This is a genomic window from Bacillus sp. JKS001846, from assembly GCF_900176455.1.
Lineage (GTDB): Bacteria > Bacillota > Bacilli > Bacillales > Bacillaceae_G > Bacillus_A > Bacillus_A cereus.
Window position 1 is genome coordinate 4,989,217 of the sequence record NZ_FWYG01000001.1, and the last position, 15,034, is coordinate 5,004,250.

The following is a 15,034-nucleotide window of genomic DNA, read 5'->3' on the forward strand; positions in this document are numbered from 1 at the left end:
ATCCATATGCGTTGCTTTTCTACCTATTATATGGCTAAATAGGTACTATATTTATTTGAAGGGAGAGAACGCAATGGAACATCATACTTCTGTTCTATCACTTATGGTTGTCGTTGCAATCGCGTTTTTCGTTCCCCTTTTGTTACAACGCTTTAAATTAAAAGCACTTCCTGTTGTCGTTGCAGAAATTATTGCAGGAATCTTTGTAGGTAAAAGTGGGTTTAATATTATTGAGCCAGATATATGGCTTCAAGTTTTATCAACATTAGGATTTATCTTCCTCATGTTCTTAAGCGGTTTAGAAATTGATTTTTCTATCTTTAAACAAAAAGGGAAAAAAAATACGACAAACGAGCCAAATACATTTCAAGTAGCAAGCATTATCTTCTTATTTATTTTCATCTTATCTTATGCCCTATCATTACTATTCGTATGGCTAGGATTTGTAGATAATGCAATGTTCATGACTTTAATTATTTCAACTATTTCTTTAGGTGTTGTTGTACCAACATTAAAAGAAAACAACCTAGGAAAAACTGCAATCGGACAAATCATTTTATTAGTTGCTGTTATTGCAGACTTAGTTACAATGATTTTACTCGCTGTTTTCGTCGGATTAAATTCCGAAAGCGGTCAAAGTATGTGGCTCTTACTTATTCTATTCGGTGCCGGTATTGTCATTTACTTTATTGCAAAACGCTTTAAAAACATTCCATACTTAGATAGTTTAAAAGCTGGTAGTGTACAAATTGATACACGAGCTGTTTTTGCACTCATTTTAATCTTAGTTGGGTTATCGGAATCTGTTGGAGCAGAAAATATTTTAGGCGCCTTCTTAGCAGGTGTACTTGTATCGTTATTATCACCAAATGAAGATATGGTGGAAAAACTTGATTCTATCGGCTATGGTTTCTTCATCCCTATTTTCTTCGTAATGGTTGGTGTAAATCTAGAGGTGTGGTCTATTTTCAAAGAACCTTCTAGCATGCTAATGATTCCAATCTTAATTGTAGGACTCTTTATTTCGAAACTCTTACCATCACTCGTCTTAAGAAAATGGTATCCACGTAATATCGTACTTGGAAGTGCAATCTTATTAACATCGACACTTTCTTTAGTTATTGCGGCTGCACAAATTGGTGAAAAACTGGAGATCATCAGTCCAAGTTTATCTGCCTCTCTTATTTTAAGCGCAGTTATTACTTGTATTTTTGCACCTATATTGTTTAAAAAAATGTTCCCAAAAGTAGAAACACCAAAACCAAAAGTAGCTATTATTGGCGCGAGCAGAATTACCCTTCCGTTATCACTAGATTTAAAACGAGAAGATTATGACGTAACGCTATATATGATGCGTCAAAACAAAATAAATGATGAAGAAGCGAAATCACATGACTTCCCTATCGTGAAATTAGATGACATCACAATCGCATCATTAACTGAACAAACAGCATTTGATGCAGATCGCGTCGTTGTTGCAACAAGCGATGATGAACAAAACTTATTATTGGCAGAACATGCAAAAGAGCTAGGTGTTGAACATGTTATTGCAAGTGTAGAAGATCCACTTCTACAAGAAAAAGCAACGCAAGAACATATCGCTGTATTCTCAACAATTAACTCTACACGTATTTTATTACGTGCACTTATTGATAAACCTAGTCTCGTTCGCTTAATTACAACAGCAAACGAAACAGTACGTGAAGTTGAACTGCGCAGCAATAAATATAACGGCGTTGCGCTTCGCCGCCTCCCGTTTTTAGGTGATGTACTTGTCATTCAAATCTACCGCGGTAACAAAGCATTAATACCGCATGGTGATACAAGACTACAACACGGTGACACATTACTTGTAACAGGTTCAAAAGAACATATCGATACACTAAAAAACATATTAGAGTAAAAAAATGCCCCTCACATAATTGAGGGGCATTTTTTTAACTTCATATGGTAAAATGTTACTATCACATATTATGAGGATGGATCACATTATGTCTATTGTAACTTTAGCTCTTTTATTATTAGCAGAAATACTCGTTGCCATTATTCTCATCGGTGTTAGTATTGAGATTTGTAGTTACGGATGGAAAAAATCGAATGGAATAAAATATTCTTGCCTCCTACTTTCACTCCTTCTCGGAACTGCTAGCATACTCGGACTTCTCGCCGCACCTGCTTATTTCTTTATACAATTAACAGAAAAGGCCTTATAAGAAAGGATGTTAATATGATTATCGTGAAAAATATTGAGGGATCTGAAACTTACGTATTACGTCAAAAAATTTTACGCCCCAATCAAACATTAGCAGATTGTAAATATCCTTCCGATTATGAAACAGACACCTTCCACTTAGGCGCATTTATAAACGATGAACTAATTAGTATCGCTTCCTTCTCAAAAGAAATATACCCTGACCTACCAGCCGGTATTCATTATCGTCTACGAGGAATGGCCACATTACCTGAGTTTCGAAACAACCACGCTGGAAGCTCCTTAATTCAGAATGCAGAACAAATCTTACAAGAGCGTCAAGCAAATATGTTATGGTGTAATGGCCGAATTACTGTAACTGACTATTACAAGCGATTAGGCTTTCAGGAGCATGGTGAAATTTTTGAACTTGAACCAATTGGCCTTCATAAAGTTTTGTATAAAAAGATATAAGAAAAGCTTTCCTCAATACGGGAAAGCCTTTCTTATATTTCAATCTTCTCTTTTTATTTTTTTCATATATATGTATATAAACAAACTAGGAACTAAAAAACAAGCAAACATAATAAGTCCTGTCATACTAATTTCCTTTATCGAAATATCTGGTGTTACAACGATACAAATAGCTAAAATCCCAATAATAATACCCACCGGAATGAATAATAGCTTCATAAAATAACGACGCGACACTCCGCCCGTATGCTCATACACTTCCACTGAATTTTTCAGATTTAAAAAGTTAATAATTATTATCCCGCCCATAAATACCATTAATAAATCCGAAACACTTTCATATCCTGCCCCTTGCAAGACATAGCGGTAAAAGACGATAGCTAGTATGACGATATTTTGTAAGATGAAAGCTAATCTAATATGTTTTAACCCTTCAATCATTAAACGTTCATCTTTCACGATTTTCATCCTACCACTCCTTTTCCTCCCAAAACAAATCATTCAACGTTTTATCTACTGCATAACAAATTTTTAAACATAAATCTAAAGATGGATTGTATTTCCCCTTCTCAATTAAACTAATCGTTTGCCTTGTAACGCCTACTTTTTCTGCTAATTGTTGCTGTGTTAAATCTAACTGAACACGCGCGACTTTTATTTTACTTACAGCCATTCATGTTCCTCCTCTATCTATATTGTAACATATATATTCCATTAAGTAATTTATATTTTACAAAACCAATTAAGTTTTCATCTTATCCCGATTGGTGCGGGCTAATACACAGTGAGGATATCCCCTACTGCTCATAGTTTCACTTTATTATACACAAAAAGGGAGCCTCCCATAAGAAGGCCCTCTCCTATATTTATATTATAAGAATAAATGACATCCAAATAAGAATGCAAATAAGTATAGTAATGGATGTACTTCCATCCCTTTACCCTTCACAATTTTCAAGACTGGATATACTAAAAATCCAATTGCGATTCCATTTGCAATACTAGATGTTAACGGAATACCTATAAAAATTAAAAATGCTGGTAACGCATCTTCAAATTCATTCCAATTAATATCTCGAATGCTTTGTGCCATTAAACTACCTACTATAATTAATGAAGGAGCTGTAATAGCGGCTACACTTGATAAAGAAGCAATAACAGGACTAAAAAATGCCGTTATAATTGTTAGACCAACAACTACAATCCCTGTTAATCCAGTTTTACCACCTGCAGCAATACCTGCTGACGATTCAATCGTCGCTGCTGTTGGGCTTGTTCCAAAGATAGAACCTGTAGTCCCGCCAATTGCATCCGCAATAAACGCTTTACCAAAACGCTTCTCTGTATTGTCTGTAATTAAACCTGCTTGTTTAATTAAACCGAGTAATGCACCTGTTGTATCGAATAAAAGTACAAGTAAAAATGAAAATACAACGCCGTATAATCCGTATTCAATTACATCTGAAAAGGCATTGATTGGGTTTGAAACGATGATACCCTCTGGTAAATGAGGCATCGCCACAATTTTATCAGCAAACTTCAATTGCCCTGTAAAGAAGGCAATAATTCCTGTCACAATCATACTAATAAATAATGCACCGCTCACACGCAATGTCATTAATACCGCCGCTAATATTAAACCAATTAAAGTTAAAATAACAGCTGGAGAATGAAAATCACCAATCGTAACTAAATTAGACGGATGATCCACGATAATTCCAGAAAGGCGCAATCCAATAAAAGCAATAAATAGTCCAATTCCACCTGCAATTGCATGCTTTAAACTATCAGGAATTGCTAAAATTAACTTTTGCCTAAACGAAGTAAAAGATAATAAAAGAAAAATAATCCCCGTTACAAATACAGCTGAAAAGGCAACTACATATGTAATCCCTTCTGCCTTCTGTACAACAGAATAAGCAAAATATGCATTCATTCCCATAGCTGGAGCAATAACAATCGGGTAATTCGCGAAAATCGCCATACCTACTGTTCCAACAACGGTTGCAATAATTGTTGCTGTAAACGCTTGGTCAAATGGCACACCTGCATCAGATAATATTTTTGGATTGATGACAAGAATATACGCAAATGTAAAAAAAGTTGTGATGCCAGCTAAAAACTCTTGCTTCACAGAAGTGTTATATTTTTGTAATTGAAACATGCTTATGTACCCTTCCTACACCTGAATTATTATCACACATTCTTTTTCTTACTAGTATGTGAGAAATTATAATACTTAATCTTAACAATCAATAAAAAGAAGAGTCAATATATTCCCTAATAGTTCGAATTTTAAGTTTAAGTCTGACAAGTACAGATGTAGTACAGTTCATTATGATTATTTTTGTAGCATAACAGATAGAAATGTTTTATAATTTGAAATAGTTAAATATTTAGTAAACGCATTCAAATATCGTTCACTCTACAAGGGGGATTCTTCTTATGCAGCACACAAACAAATCTGGAACTTTAAATCGTGGTTTAAAAGAACGACATATTACTTTAATGTCACTGGGCTCAGCTATTGGCGTTGGGCTATTTTTAGGATCCGCTTCCGCCATTAAACTAGCAGGTCCTTCTATTTTGCTAGGCTATATGATTGCCGGTCTCGTTATTTTTTTCATTATGCGAGCGCTTGGGGAAATGGCAATTGAACAACCTGTTGCTGGTTCTTTTAGTAAATATGCATATGATTATATTGGACCACTCGCTGGTTATATTACTGGTTGGAATTACTGGTTCTTATGGGTTGTTACTTGTATGGCTGAAATTACAGCAGCTGGCATTTACATGCAGTACTGGTTCCCTGATATCCCGCGCTGGACTTGGGCATTACTTGCTCTATTATTAATGAGCGCTTTTAACTTCTTATCGGTAAAAGTATTTGGAGAACTTGAGTTTTGGTTTGCTCTCATTAAAATTGTCACAATTATCTGTATGATAGTAGTCGGAGCTGGTATTATTTTATTCGGATTCGGAAACGGTGGTATCGCTACTGGTATTTCAAATCTTTGGTCACATGGTGGCTGGTTCCCAAATGGATTTTCTGGGTTACTACTCTCCATGCAGATGGTACTATTCGCTTATTTAGGCGTTGAATTAATCGGCGTTACAGCTGGTGAGGCTCAAAATCCGAAGAAAACACTCGCAAAGGCAATTGATAACGTATTTTGGAGAATTCTACTCTTTTACGTTGGGGCATTATTCGTTATGATGGCAATTTATCCATGGAACGAACTTGGTGAGAAAGGCAGTCCATTCGTATTAACATTCCAGCAAATTGGTATCGCAAAAGCAGCAGGTATTATTAACTTTGTCGTATTAACAGCAGCTCTTTCTTCTTGTAACGGTGGTTTATTTAGTACAGGCCGTATGCTATATACATTAGCTCAGCAGAAAAAAGCTCCTGAAAGATTTGGTCGTTTAAATAAAAATGGCATTCCAAGCCAAGGAATTGTAGCAACTGCTATCGTTTTACTAATTGGTGTTATATTAAACTATCTTGTACCTGCAAAGGTATTTACATGGCTTACTAGCATTTCAACTTTCGGTGCAATTTGGACTTGGGGCATTATATTAGTCGCTCAAATTAAATTCCGTAAAAGCTTGCCTACTCAAAATAAACAAAAGTTATCATATAAAATGCCTTTATACCCATTAAGCTCATATTTCTCGCTTGCCTTCCTTGCACTAGTCTTATGTATAATGGCGTATTCAGAAGATACACGAATTGCATTGATTGTCGGCCCAATTTGGCTTATCGGCTTAGCAATCGTATATTACATGAAAGGGTTTCATAAGATTGATGAAACACCTAACTCAAAAATTAGTTAAGCAAAACATCCTTTCCTTATTACTTGGAAGGGATGTTTTTATATCTATATAAATATTTCTCAACAAAATTCACGGTATTTTTACAATTTTTTAATATTTTTTATGTTTTCCGTCTTTATTTTTACAGAAAAATAAATTACATTATTAAAGCACATATATTTATTATTAGGGGGATTCTTCTATGAAGAATAAAAAATGGATTACATTTTCTTTAGCAACAGCAATTACACTAAGTATAGGGACCTCGTTCATACCGTCTACTTATGCGGAAAGCTCTGTAGACCCAGCTCCTGAAATTGCTGCAAAAGTTGTAAATCAAAACAATGGGAAGACAGTATTATTCGATAATACACACGGTCAAACTGCTGGGACAGCTGACTGGGTTATTGACGGCGGCTTTTCTGACTTCGGAAACGGCATTGCAAAAAACGGATATCACGTAAAGGAACTTCGTAAATCAACACCTATTACGTACGAAGATTTAAAAGATTACAATGTATTTATCGTTCCAGAAGCTAATATTCCTTACAAAAAATCTGAGCAGGACGCTATGTTACAATATGTAAAAAATGGTGGTAGTATCTTCTTTATTGCTGATCATTACAATGCAGATCGTAATAAAAATCGCTGGGACTCTTCTGAAGTATTTAATGGATATAGACGCGGTGCTTGGGATAATCCAGCAAAAGGAATGTCTAATGAAGAAGCAAATTCACAAGCTATGCAAGGAGTAGAAAGCTCTGATTGGCTCTCTGACAACTTTGGTATTCGCTTCCGCTACAATGCACTTGGTGATGTTTCAGCGAAAACAATTGTATCGCCTGAACAATCTTTCGGAATTACAAAAGGTGTTTCGTCTGTAGCAATGCATGCTGGTTCTACTCTGGCAATTACAAATCCAAAACTAGCAAAAGGACTTGTTTACCTTCCAGAAAATCCATCAAAATGGAATAACGCTGTTGATAGCGGCGTTTATAATGGCGGTGGTATTGCAGAAGGCCCATATGCTGCAATTGCAAAAGTAGGACTTGGAAAAGCTGCCTTTATTGGTGACTCTTCTCCTGTTGAAGATGCTACGCCAAAGTACGTTCGTGAAGATTCTGGCCAAACAAAGAAAACTTACGATGGTTATAAAGAAGAAAACGATGCTATCTTATTAGAAAACATCGTAAATTGGTTATCAAATAAAGAGACATTTACAAGTTTAGATCAAATAAATGGTTTACAACTTGATTCACCTACAGCTCTACAGACATTTGAACAGCCAAGCTTATCAACAGAACCACAACCTGAACCTTGGGGTGCACCAAATGCAGGTTATCAATGGTTTAATACAAATACTTTCAAACCAGGTTCATACGGTTATAACGGTGCGGTAACAACAAGCGACTACGTCGTTACACACCCTAGCATTCTACCAAACAATGAAATTTTCCAAATGAAGATTCAAGTAAACAACTTACTACCTAATACAACTTATAACAACTATTCTTTAGGTATCTTCACTACTGGAGGAACACAAGTGGCTAAAGTACAAAATGCAAACGGCACTTGGCCATCTACTTTTGGATATAGCAGTGCATTTTCTTTCACAACAAACAGCTTAGGCTCTGCTGAGAAAGTTGTAAATGTACAGATTGATTCAAATACAATTGGACAAGCAACGCTTCGTCTACGCCAAAATACAACAACGAAATATAATGAAACTGTAACAATTAATAAGAAATAATAAAAAAGGCAATCCATACATGGATTGCCTTCTTCTCACTTCTCTTCCTTCGAGAAAAACATTCTTGAAATAACGATACCTATACTACCGACGATTAGGAATAACACTGCCCTAATCATCATCGATACCTCTGGTAAGTCAAGTAAGAATAACTTCCCTACCGTTACGACTAAAACGACTAAACCAGCATATAATATTTCATTCATATTTCTATTTCTTCCAAACCAAACCGCAAATAATGCATATACCATCCATAATAACGATACTGATACACTAATTACGCTTCCATCTGTAGATAAAACTTCACCGATTCTCGTAATTGTAATAAATACAATTATCATAAACCAATAGAGCACTATAGAATACATATATTTGCCGAAGCTCGCTAATACTTCTTTCGCTTCTCTCATGCAATAATAGAACGTTCCTATTAAAATAAGATGAGCAACAAAGCCTGCCGAAATAAATTGATCAAACGGGCTAAAAATAGTCTGTATCATTCCAATTGCGTAAACCGTCGCACTAACATACAATTTTATCTGTTGTTTTACTTTAATAGAAGTGACCATGCCGAGGAAACCTTGTAATAATAGTACAATCGCTGCATTCACTAAACTATACTCATATAAAATTGCTAAACTAAATGCTCCCATTGCGAAACCAAATAAGAGATTTGTAAATGTAGAATGTCTATTTTTCCTATATTCAAATACGAACATAGCGGCATGCACGATTGCACTAATAATTAATCCCCATGTTGTAAAATCAGGTATTTTTGAAATAGCTAGTATAAAGAACACTGCATTTGCACTAAATATCGCCAAACGTGGTTCTAGTATAAAACTTCTCTCCGTAAACATATGCCAAAATAATAGTAAATGAATCAAACCATATACAATCGTTAACTGTATTTGCAAGTTCTCTACTAACATTGACATAACAGCAAAGAAAACGAAAAGGACAATGGCTGCAACAGCGTAAGAAATCATATATAAGTATTTATAACGATTTTTCAACGCATACCATAATAAACTAAGTGTTAATACTGTCTCATATCCAAAGAAAATATAAGGATTAGGAGTCGTACTATTTAACAAGAATGGTACGAAGAACGCTCCGACCGCTACGAAAATAGTGAGATATTCCGATTGATATCTTTTCGCTAAATAAATACCTAAAATAACCCATGCAATATTACAGAGAAACGCGACACTTGCCGGAATAAATCCATATAAATAATGTGCTGCAAACGTTGTTAGAACAATCCCGGTAATACTTCCTCCAGCTAATACTAACCCTAACGCCTGCCGCTCTCTTTTAATTTGAATATCTCCTATATAATACAATCCGATAGATAATACGATACCAAACACAATTCGTATCGCTGGTGTTAATAAGCCAGCATCTACCCCTGCTTTAAATAACCAGATCACTCCAAGCAACATAATACCGACAAATACACGCGGTAACCATGTTTGACAAAACTTAATAATATTAAATGGCTCTGGTTTAAAAGCAGATATATCTACTTGTTTTACCTGACGTTCTTGCAAAGGCTCTTTTATCTTAACTATTTCTTCTTTTGGCTTTTCCTCCATTACCGTTTCAATATATTCTTTCTTGTTCTTACTAACATGTTGCTGAGCGTTTTCTACTTCTATTTCCCTTTGCTTCACTTTTAATTCAGCAAGTGCTTCTTGAATTGTTTCAATTGCTGTTTCGAGTGCTTCTATTTTCTTATCCAAATCCTTCTTCATACGCTCCCCCCTCATTTGTAACTCTCATTAAATCTATATATTACCAATTATCTTTATCATACTCTTAGTCTATTCATTTTCAATAGTATTTTTCCAAAAAAAGAAAGGTGTCTTCCCAAAATAGGAAAACACCTTTTTACTCATTTATTCTTATTTAGAAAAATGCTAACGATAAAACCAAGACACATGCCTACAATAGCTGGAACAATCCACCCAACACCTTCTGTATAAAACGGAATGTATTTTAATGCTGACGTCCACTGATTCATCATTACATTTTTATTTAAAATATCAATTGCACTAAATATCGCTACAACCAAAACAGTTACTGCATATACGTATGCATACTTTCCAATATACTGATGGAATAACCCTAGAATAATAAGCGTTAACGCAATTGGATAAATAAATCCAAGAATTGGTACTGATACTTTTAAAATTTGAGTTAACCCTAAATTAGCTAAAATCATACTAACAACGCTTACTATAAATGCCCACAATTTATAAGATACTTTCGGAAATGCACTCGCAAAAAATTGACTACAAGACGTAACAAGTCCAATTGAAACACATAAACACGCGATAGTAAAAATAAGACCTAATAAAACGACTCCGCCCTGTCCAAATAATGTAATCATAACTTGTGCTAACACTTTCGCACCGTTATCGAATGTTCCTAATGAGCCACTAATTGCCCCCACATATCCAAGGATGACATAAATAATCGATAATAATAATCCTGCCCCAATGCCAGCAATACTCATATATTTCGCTAAACCTTTATCATCTTCAATACCCTTTGCACGTAATGCATTTGCAATAACAATTCCAAAGATTAAAGCAGCTAACGCATCCATTGTTAAATATCCATCTAAAAACCCTTGAAACATAGGAGCTTGTCCATAGTTCCCTATTGGTTCTTTCATATCTCCTACCGTTGTAAACATACTCTTTATAAAAATGAGTGCAATCATACATAATAATAACGGCGTCAAGACTTTTCCAAACAACCCCATTAATTTAGATGGAGATAAACTTAACCAGTAAACAATACTAAAGAAAATAACTGTGTAAAACAATAATAATCCGTTTCCTGCTTCAGGGAATAACTGACCTGGCCCCATTTCAAAAGCTAAACTTCCCGCACGTGGTATACCAAGCCCAGGTCCAATAAATACATACACGATACATGGAAAAATAATTGCAAATGAAGAATGAACCCTACCCGCTAACATTTGAAAACTTCCTGCTTTTGCAATAGAGATAACACCTAATATAGGAAGACCTGTTGCTGATATAATAAACCCTACTAATGAAATCCAAACATGTTCTCCTGCTTCATACCCAAGGAAAGGTGGAAATATAAGATTCCCTGCTCCAAAGAACATAGAGAATAACATAAGGCTAATAAGTAAAATTTCTTTTTTCTCTAACAATTTCATTTCTTTCTCCTTCTTTAATTTCATCTTTTATGAAATCAATTTCACATATAAAAAGTACAATAACCCGCTTCCTTACAAAGAAAACATAGTCCATAGTCTATCACAAAAGAAACACCCATTCTATAGCTATTCCTCTTTTCCAATTTCTTCTGAAAAATCAACCTTTATTGACTTATAATAGTTAATAAGGTAAAATATTAAATGTACAAAATTATTAACTTTGTTTTTGTTTGTGTCAGGAGGAAAATAACATGGAATCAGCGATACAACTAGAAAGAGAACAACAAAGAAAAAAGAAACATCCTCCAGGTTTATACTTACTCTTCTTTACAGAAATGTGGGAAAGATTTAGTTACTATGGATTACGAGGATTATTAACATTATATTTAACGACAGCTTTAGTAAGCGGTGGTCTTGGGTTTAGTCCCGCATGGGCACTCTCTATTTACGGATTTTATACTGGAGCCTGTTATTTCACACCAATGATTGGTGGCTACTTAACAGACCGTTTTCTAGGTAGACGAAAAGCAATCACAATTGGTGGTATAACAATGGCAATCGGTAACCTTACACTATTTGCCTTGCAAAACCAATTAGGCCTATACCTCGGATTAGCGCTTATTATTATAGGTAACGGATTCTTCAAACCGAACATCTCTACACTGGTTGGAGAATTATACGAAGAGAACGATCCAAAACGTGATAGTGCATTTACCATTTTCTATATGGGTATTAACGTCGGGTCATTTTTAGCTCCACTCGTTTGCGGATTTTTATCAGAAAATTTATTCAAAACAACAGTTGATGGCGTTGTACATTACGGATTCCGTTACGGTTTCTTAGCCGCTTCAATCGGAATGATCATTGGACAAATTTTATTTACAACACTATCAAATCGCTTCCTTGGTAATATCGGTAAAAAACCAACTCGTGATTTACAAACAGCTGCTGGACAACCATCAGTAGGAGATACACCGTTAACAAAAAAAGAAAAACAACGTACCGCAGTTATCGTCATTTTAACATGCTTCGTTGTCTTCTTCTGGGCTGGCTTTGAACAAGCTGGTAGCTCATTAACATTATATACAAACAAATTTGTAGACCGCTCTGTGTTCGGATGGGAAGTTCCAACATCTTGGTTCCAATCGGTCAATCCATTATTTATTATTTTACTTGCTCCAGTCATTTCTGCATTATGGGCAAAACTTGCAACTCGCAAGCAAGGTGATTTAAAAATCCCAACTAAAATGGGACTTGGTATGATCTTGCTCGGTATCGGTTATATCATTCTCGTTATCGCTACATTAAAAACAGGTAGTGATGAACATAACATTACAGAAAAAGCAAACTTACTGTTTATCGTCTTTACGTATCTTTTCCATACGTTAGGTGAGCTATTCTTATCACCTGTCGGACTATCAATGGTTAGTGCGCTTGCTCCGGTAAAATTAGCATCTTTATTAATGGGTGTATGGCTAGCAAGTTCAGGTATCGCCAACATTTTAGGCGGACAACTTGCAAGCTTCACAACTTCACTTGGATACGCTGAAGTATTCACAGTTATTGGCGCTGTGGCAATTGTATTAGGCTGTGTTTTATTATTAATTTCTAAGAAATTAGTAAAATGGATGGATTAAAAAAGATGAGGAATTTCTCCTCATCTTTTTTTATACTGTTTTACCTTTTTCTATTGCTTGTTCGTACAGCTCTTTATGTTCTTTATATTCACTTGGTACGAAACTCTTATAGAAAAATGAGAACCAGCTATCTCCTTTTTTATACCCTTCTTCTCGAATTTCCGCTGCTTTTTTATTCGATTTAAATCCTTCAGTAAACCATTTCTTTAACAATTCATTTCGTTCATACTTAGCAGGAACTTTTAAATCATAGTTTTCAAATGCATACTTATAGCCAGCCTTTTCTACTGCCTTTTTTGTAGACTTATAGCCTTTTTCATACGCTTTTTCATATGCCTTCACGTATACTTCTTTCTCTCTATTTCCAGGATTCTTTTCAGCTAGTTCTTTCCCTGTCTTTTCCCCTAATTCAGCTTGCTCTTTTTCAATTTTTTCTGTTCTTTCTTTATTCCCTACTTTGAATCCGTCTGCAAAGTTTACCTTAAACTCTGGAGCAACTTGACTATCGTCCATCGTCTCTTGTGCTAAACCTTGTTCTTTTCCTTTTTCAAAATGCGTTTTCTTCTGCTCTTCTAAAGACCATGCGGCTGCATAAGTCGCTTTAAACGCTTGTTTATATGCATCAGATTTTCCAGCTACATGCACTTCTGCATCATTTTTTCCTGCTTTAAAATCAGTTTCTCCATTCTTTTGACCTTCAAGTTGACCTTTTTCCATATCAGCTTGGCGCTGCGCTTCCTCTTGCTTACGTGCCTCTTCAGCTTTTCTTTGTTCCTCGGCTACACGTTGTCTCTCTTCTTCAGCTTTACGCTGTGCTTCTGCAGCACGTTGTTTTTCAGCCTCAGTATTGCGCTGTGCTTCTGCTTGTCTCTCAGCTTCTACAGCACTATTATTATTCTGACTAGGAGCTGGGCTCGTTGCGCCACTACTAGAAGCTGGTTTATTGTGATAATGATATTCCCCGTACTGTAATCCCCACTTCTCACAATTTGTACGACACGTATGTCCGCCATTAGCATCTGTACGCCCTGGATGCGCATAAGCTGAAATTGGAGCTACCAATAACGCTATACTCGTTGTTAAAAGAAGTTTCTTCACCTGTTGTCTCACTCTTGTTCCTCCCAAAATATAGAATTCTAACTTTATTATACATAAATAGAAGAATACTTAAATACGAACCGAAATATTCTATTATTTCTCAACATTAGTAAAAAAGAAGGTGAACTCTTTAAAGAGTTCACCTTCTTTTTTACTTCTTCGCCTTCGTTCCTACTAAATCACCAGCAACAACATAACGCTTAGAATTATCCTTTACAGATACACATGTAATAAGCGTTATCTCATCTTTCCCATGATCCTCTACAACTTCCCACTTATCAGGAGTCACTTCAGATACACCAGTAACCGCATACTCATATTCATTTTCATTGTCATACAAATAAATTTTATCGCCTTTTTTCAAAGAAGCTATATCACTAAATAAAACACCTTTTTTAGACATATTATGTCCTGCTAATGCGTAATTTCCTTTTCCCATAACTTGATTCTCTTTTACTGTCGCTGCACCTGATAATAAGTTTTTTTCAGTAGAAGCTTTTAAAACAGGCAGTTCTACTGAAACACTTGGAATCGAAATACGACCAATTACTTGTTTCTTATCTAATGATGCATTCGCTACTTCCGCCAAGTCTGGTTGATTAATTTTGGAAGCATCTACAAATTCCGTCTCATGCTTTTCATAATCCATCTTTTGAACAGCCTGCACATTTTCAGTCTGTTTCTTTTCAGCCTGATATCCATCATAAAATGGCTTTCCAATTAACACGCCACCTACAACAAATAGCAGAATTGCTACTATACTATAAATTCTTTGCTTATTCATACACAGTTCCTTTCCCTTACAAAATCTTACTCTATATAAAATGATAAAATAATATCGTCATATGTACAAGTATTAGCTGAAAAGA

Annotated in this window: 13 protein-coding genes; 6 read left to right on the forward strand and 7 right to left on the reverse strand. The window is 35.3% G+C overall.

Features of this window, described 5'->3' with window-relative positions:
* Positions 1 to 73: 73 nt before the first annotated feature.
* From B9A45_RS26800 to B9A45_RS26810, 3 genes are read left to right on the forward strand one after another with little or no spacing between them, the layout of a single operon-like run.
* On the forward strand, positions 74 to 1,903 hold the full coding sequence (locus B9A45_RS26800) for a monovalent cation:proton antiporter family protein (RefSeq protein ID WP_000399972.1): 1,830 nt from the start codon (positions 74 to 76) through the stop codon (positions 1,901 to 1,903).
* 52 nt (positions 1,904 to 1,955) lie between these two features.
* The gene (locus B9A45_RS26805) at positions 1,956 to 2,213 is read left to right on the forward strand and encodes a DUF4022 family protein (protein ID WP_044129536.1); all 258 of its coding nucleotides are present in this window, start codon (positions 1,956 to 1,958) and stop codon (positions 2,211 to 2,213) included.
* Positions 2,214 to 2,227: 14 nt separating this feature from the next.
* Positions 2,228 to 2,665 (forward strand): GNAT family N-acetyltransferase, encoded by a 438-nt coding sequence (locus tag B9A45_RS26810; RefSeq protein WP_000587682.1) that lies wholly within the window; start codon positions 2,228 to 2,230, stop codon positions 2,663 to 2,665.
* Between the two features lie 39 nt (positions 2,666 to 2,704).
* On the opposite strand, the gene B9A45_RS26815 is transcribed toward B9A45_RS26810, so the two are convergent.
* The 3 genes from B9A45_RS26815 to B9A45_RS26825 all read right to left on the reverse strand — a co-directional run bounded on the left by B9A45_RS26815 (position 2,705) and on the right by B9A45_RS26825 (position 4,829).
* A complete protein-coding gene (locus tag B9A45_RS26815; RefSeq protein WP_000706629.1) occupies positions 2,705 to 3,133 on the reverse strand; it encodes a hypothetical protein in 429 nt (142 codons plus the stop codon).
* A gap of 1 nt (position 3,134) precedes the next feature.
* Positions 3,135 to 3,338 carry a helix-turn-helix transcriptional regulator gene (locus tag B9A45_RS26820; protein WP_000301183.1) on the reverse strand — a complete coding sequence of 68 codons (204 nt, stop codon included), beginning with the start codon at positions 3,336 to 3,338 and terminating at the stop codon, positions 3,135 to 3,137.
* Between the two features lie 198 nt (positions 3,339 to 3,536).
* Entirely contained in the window at positions 3,537 to 4,829 is a 1,293-nt protein-coding gene (locus B9A45_RS26825; RefSeq protein WP_000487191.1) for an NCS2 family permease, read from the reverse strand.
* A 281-nt stretch (positions 4,830 to 5,110) separates the two neighbouring features.
* Here B9A45_RS26825 and B9A45_RS26830 point away from each other — a divergent pair, with 281 nt between their 5' ends.
* On the forward strand, positions 5,111 to 6,502 hold the full coding sequence (locus B9A45_RS26830; RefSeq protein WP_001164895.1) for an amino acid permease: 1,392 nt from the start codon (positions 5,111 to 5,113) through the stop codon (positions 6,500 to 6,502).
* Positions 6,503 to 6,683: 181 nt separating this feature from the next.
* Entirely contained in the window at positions 6,684 to 8,231 is a 1,548-nt protein-coding gene (locus B9A45_RS26835; protein ID WP_084065497.1) for a DNA-binding protein, read from the forward strand.
* Between the two features lie 35 nt (positions 8,232 to 8,266).
* On the opposite strand, the gene B9A45_RS26840 is transcribed toward B9A45_RS26835, so the two are convergent.
* Both B9A45_RS26840 and brnQ read right to left on the reverse strand, forming a co-directional pair.
* A complete protein-coding gene (locus B9A45_RS26840) occupies positions 8,267 to 9,988 on the reverse strand; it encodes a DUF2339 domain-containing protein (protein ID WP_000710928.1) in 1,722 nt (573 codons plus the stop codon).
* A gap of 140 nt (positions 9,989 to 10,128) precedes the next feature.
* The gene (gene brnQ, locus B9A45_RS26845) at positions 10,129 to 11,430 is read right to left on the reverse strand and encodes a branched-chain amino acid transport system II carrier protein BrnQ1 (protein WP_084065499.1); all 1,302 of its coding nucleotides are present in this window, start codon (positions 11,428 to 11,430) and stop codon (positions 10,129 to 10,131) included.
* A 251-nt stretch (positions 11,431 to 11,681) separates the two neighbouring features.
* Between brnQ and B9A45_RS26850 the strand changes: the two genes are divergently transcribed.
* Positions 11,682 to 13,067, forward strand: coding sequence for a peptide MFS transporter (locus B9A45_RS26850; RefSeq protein ID WP_000443143.1), 1,386 nt, complete (start codon positions 11,682 to 11,684; stop codon positions 13,065 to 13,067).
* A gap of 30 nt (positions 13,068 to 13,097) precedes the next feature.
* Here the strand turns inward: B9A45_RS26850 and B9A45_RS26855 are convergent, their stop codons facing one another.
* Both B9A45_RS26855 and B9A45_RS26860 read right to left on the reverse strand, forming a co-directional pair.
* Positions 13,098 to 14,177, reverse strand: a complete 1,080-nt coding sequence (locus tag B9A45_RS26855) for a YHYH domain-containing protein (protein WP_001249813.1) — start codon at positions 14,175 to 14,177, stop codon at positions 13,098 to 13,100.
* Between the two features lie 139 nt (positions 14,178 to 14,316).
* Positions 14,317 to 14,949 carry a class A sortase gene (locus B9A45_RS26860; protein ID WP_001041724.1) on the reverse strand — a complete coding sequence of 211 codons (633 nt, stop codon included), beginning with the start codon at positions 14,947 to 14,949 and terminating at the stop codon, positions 14,317 to 14,319.
* Positions 14,950 to 15,034 lie beyond the last annotated feature (85 nt).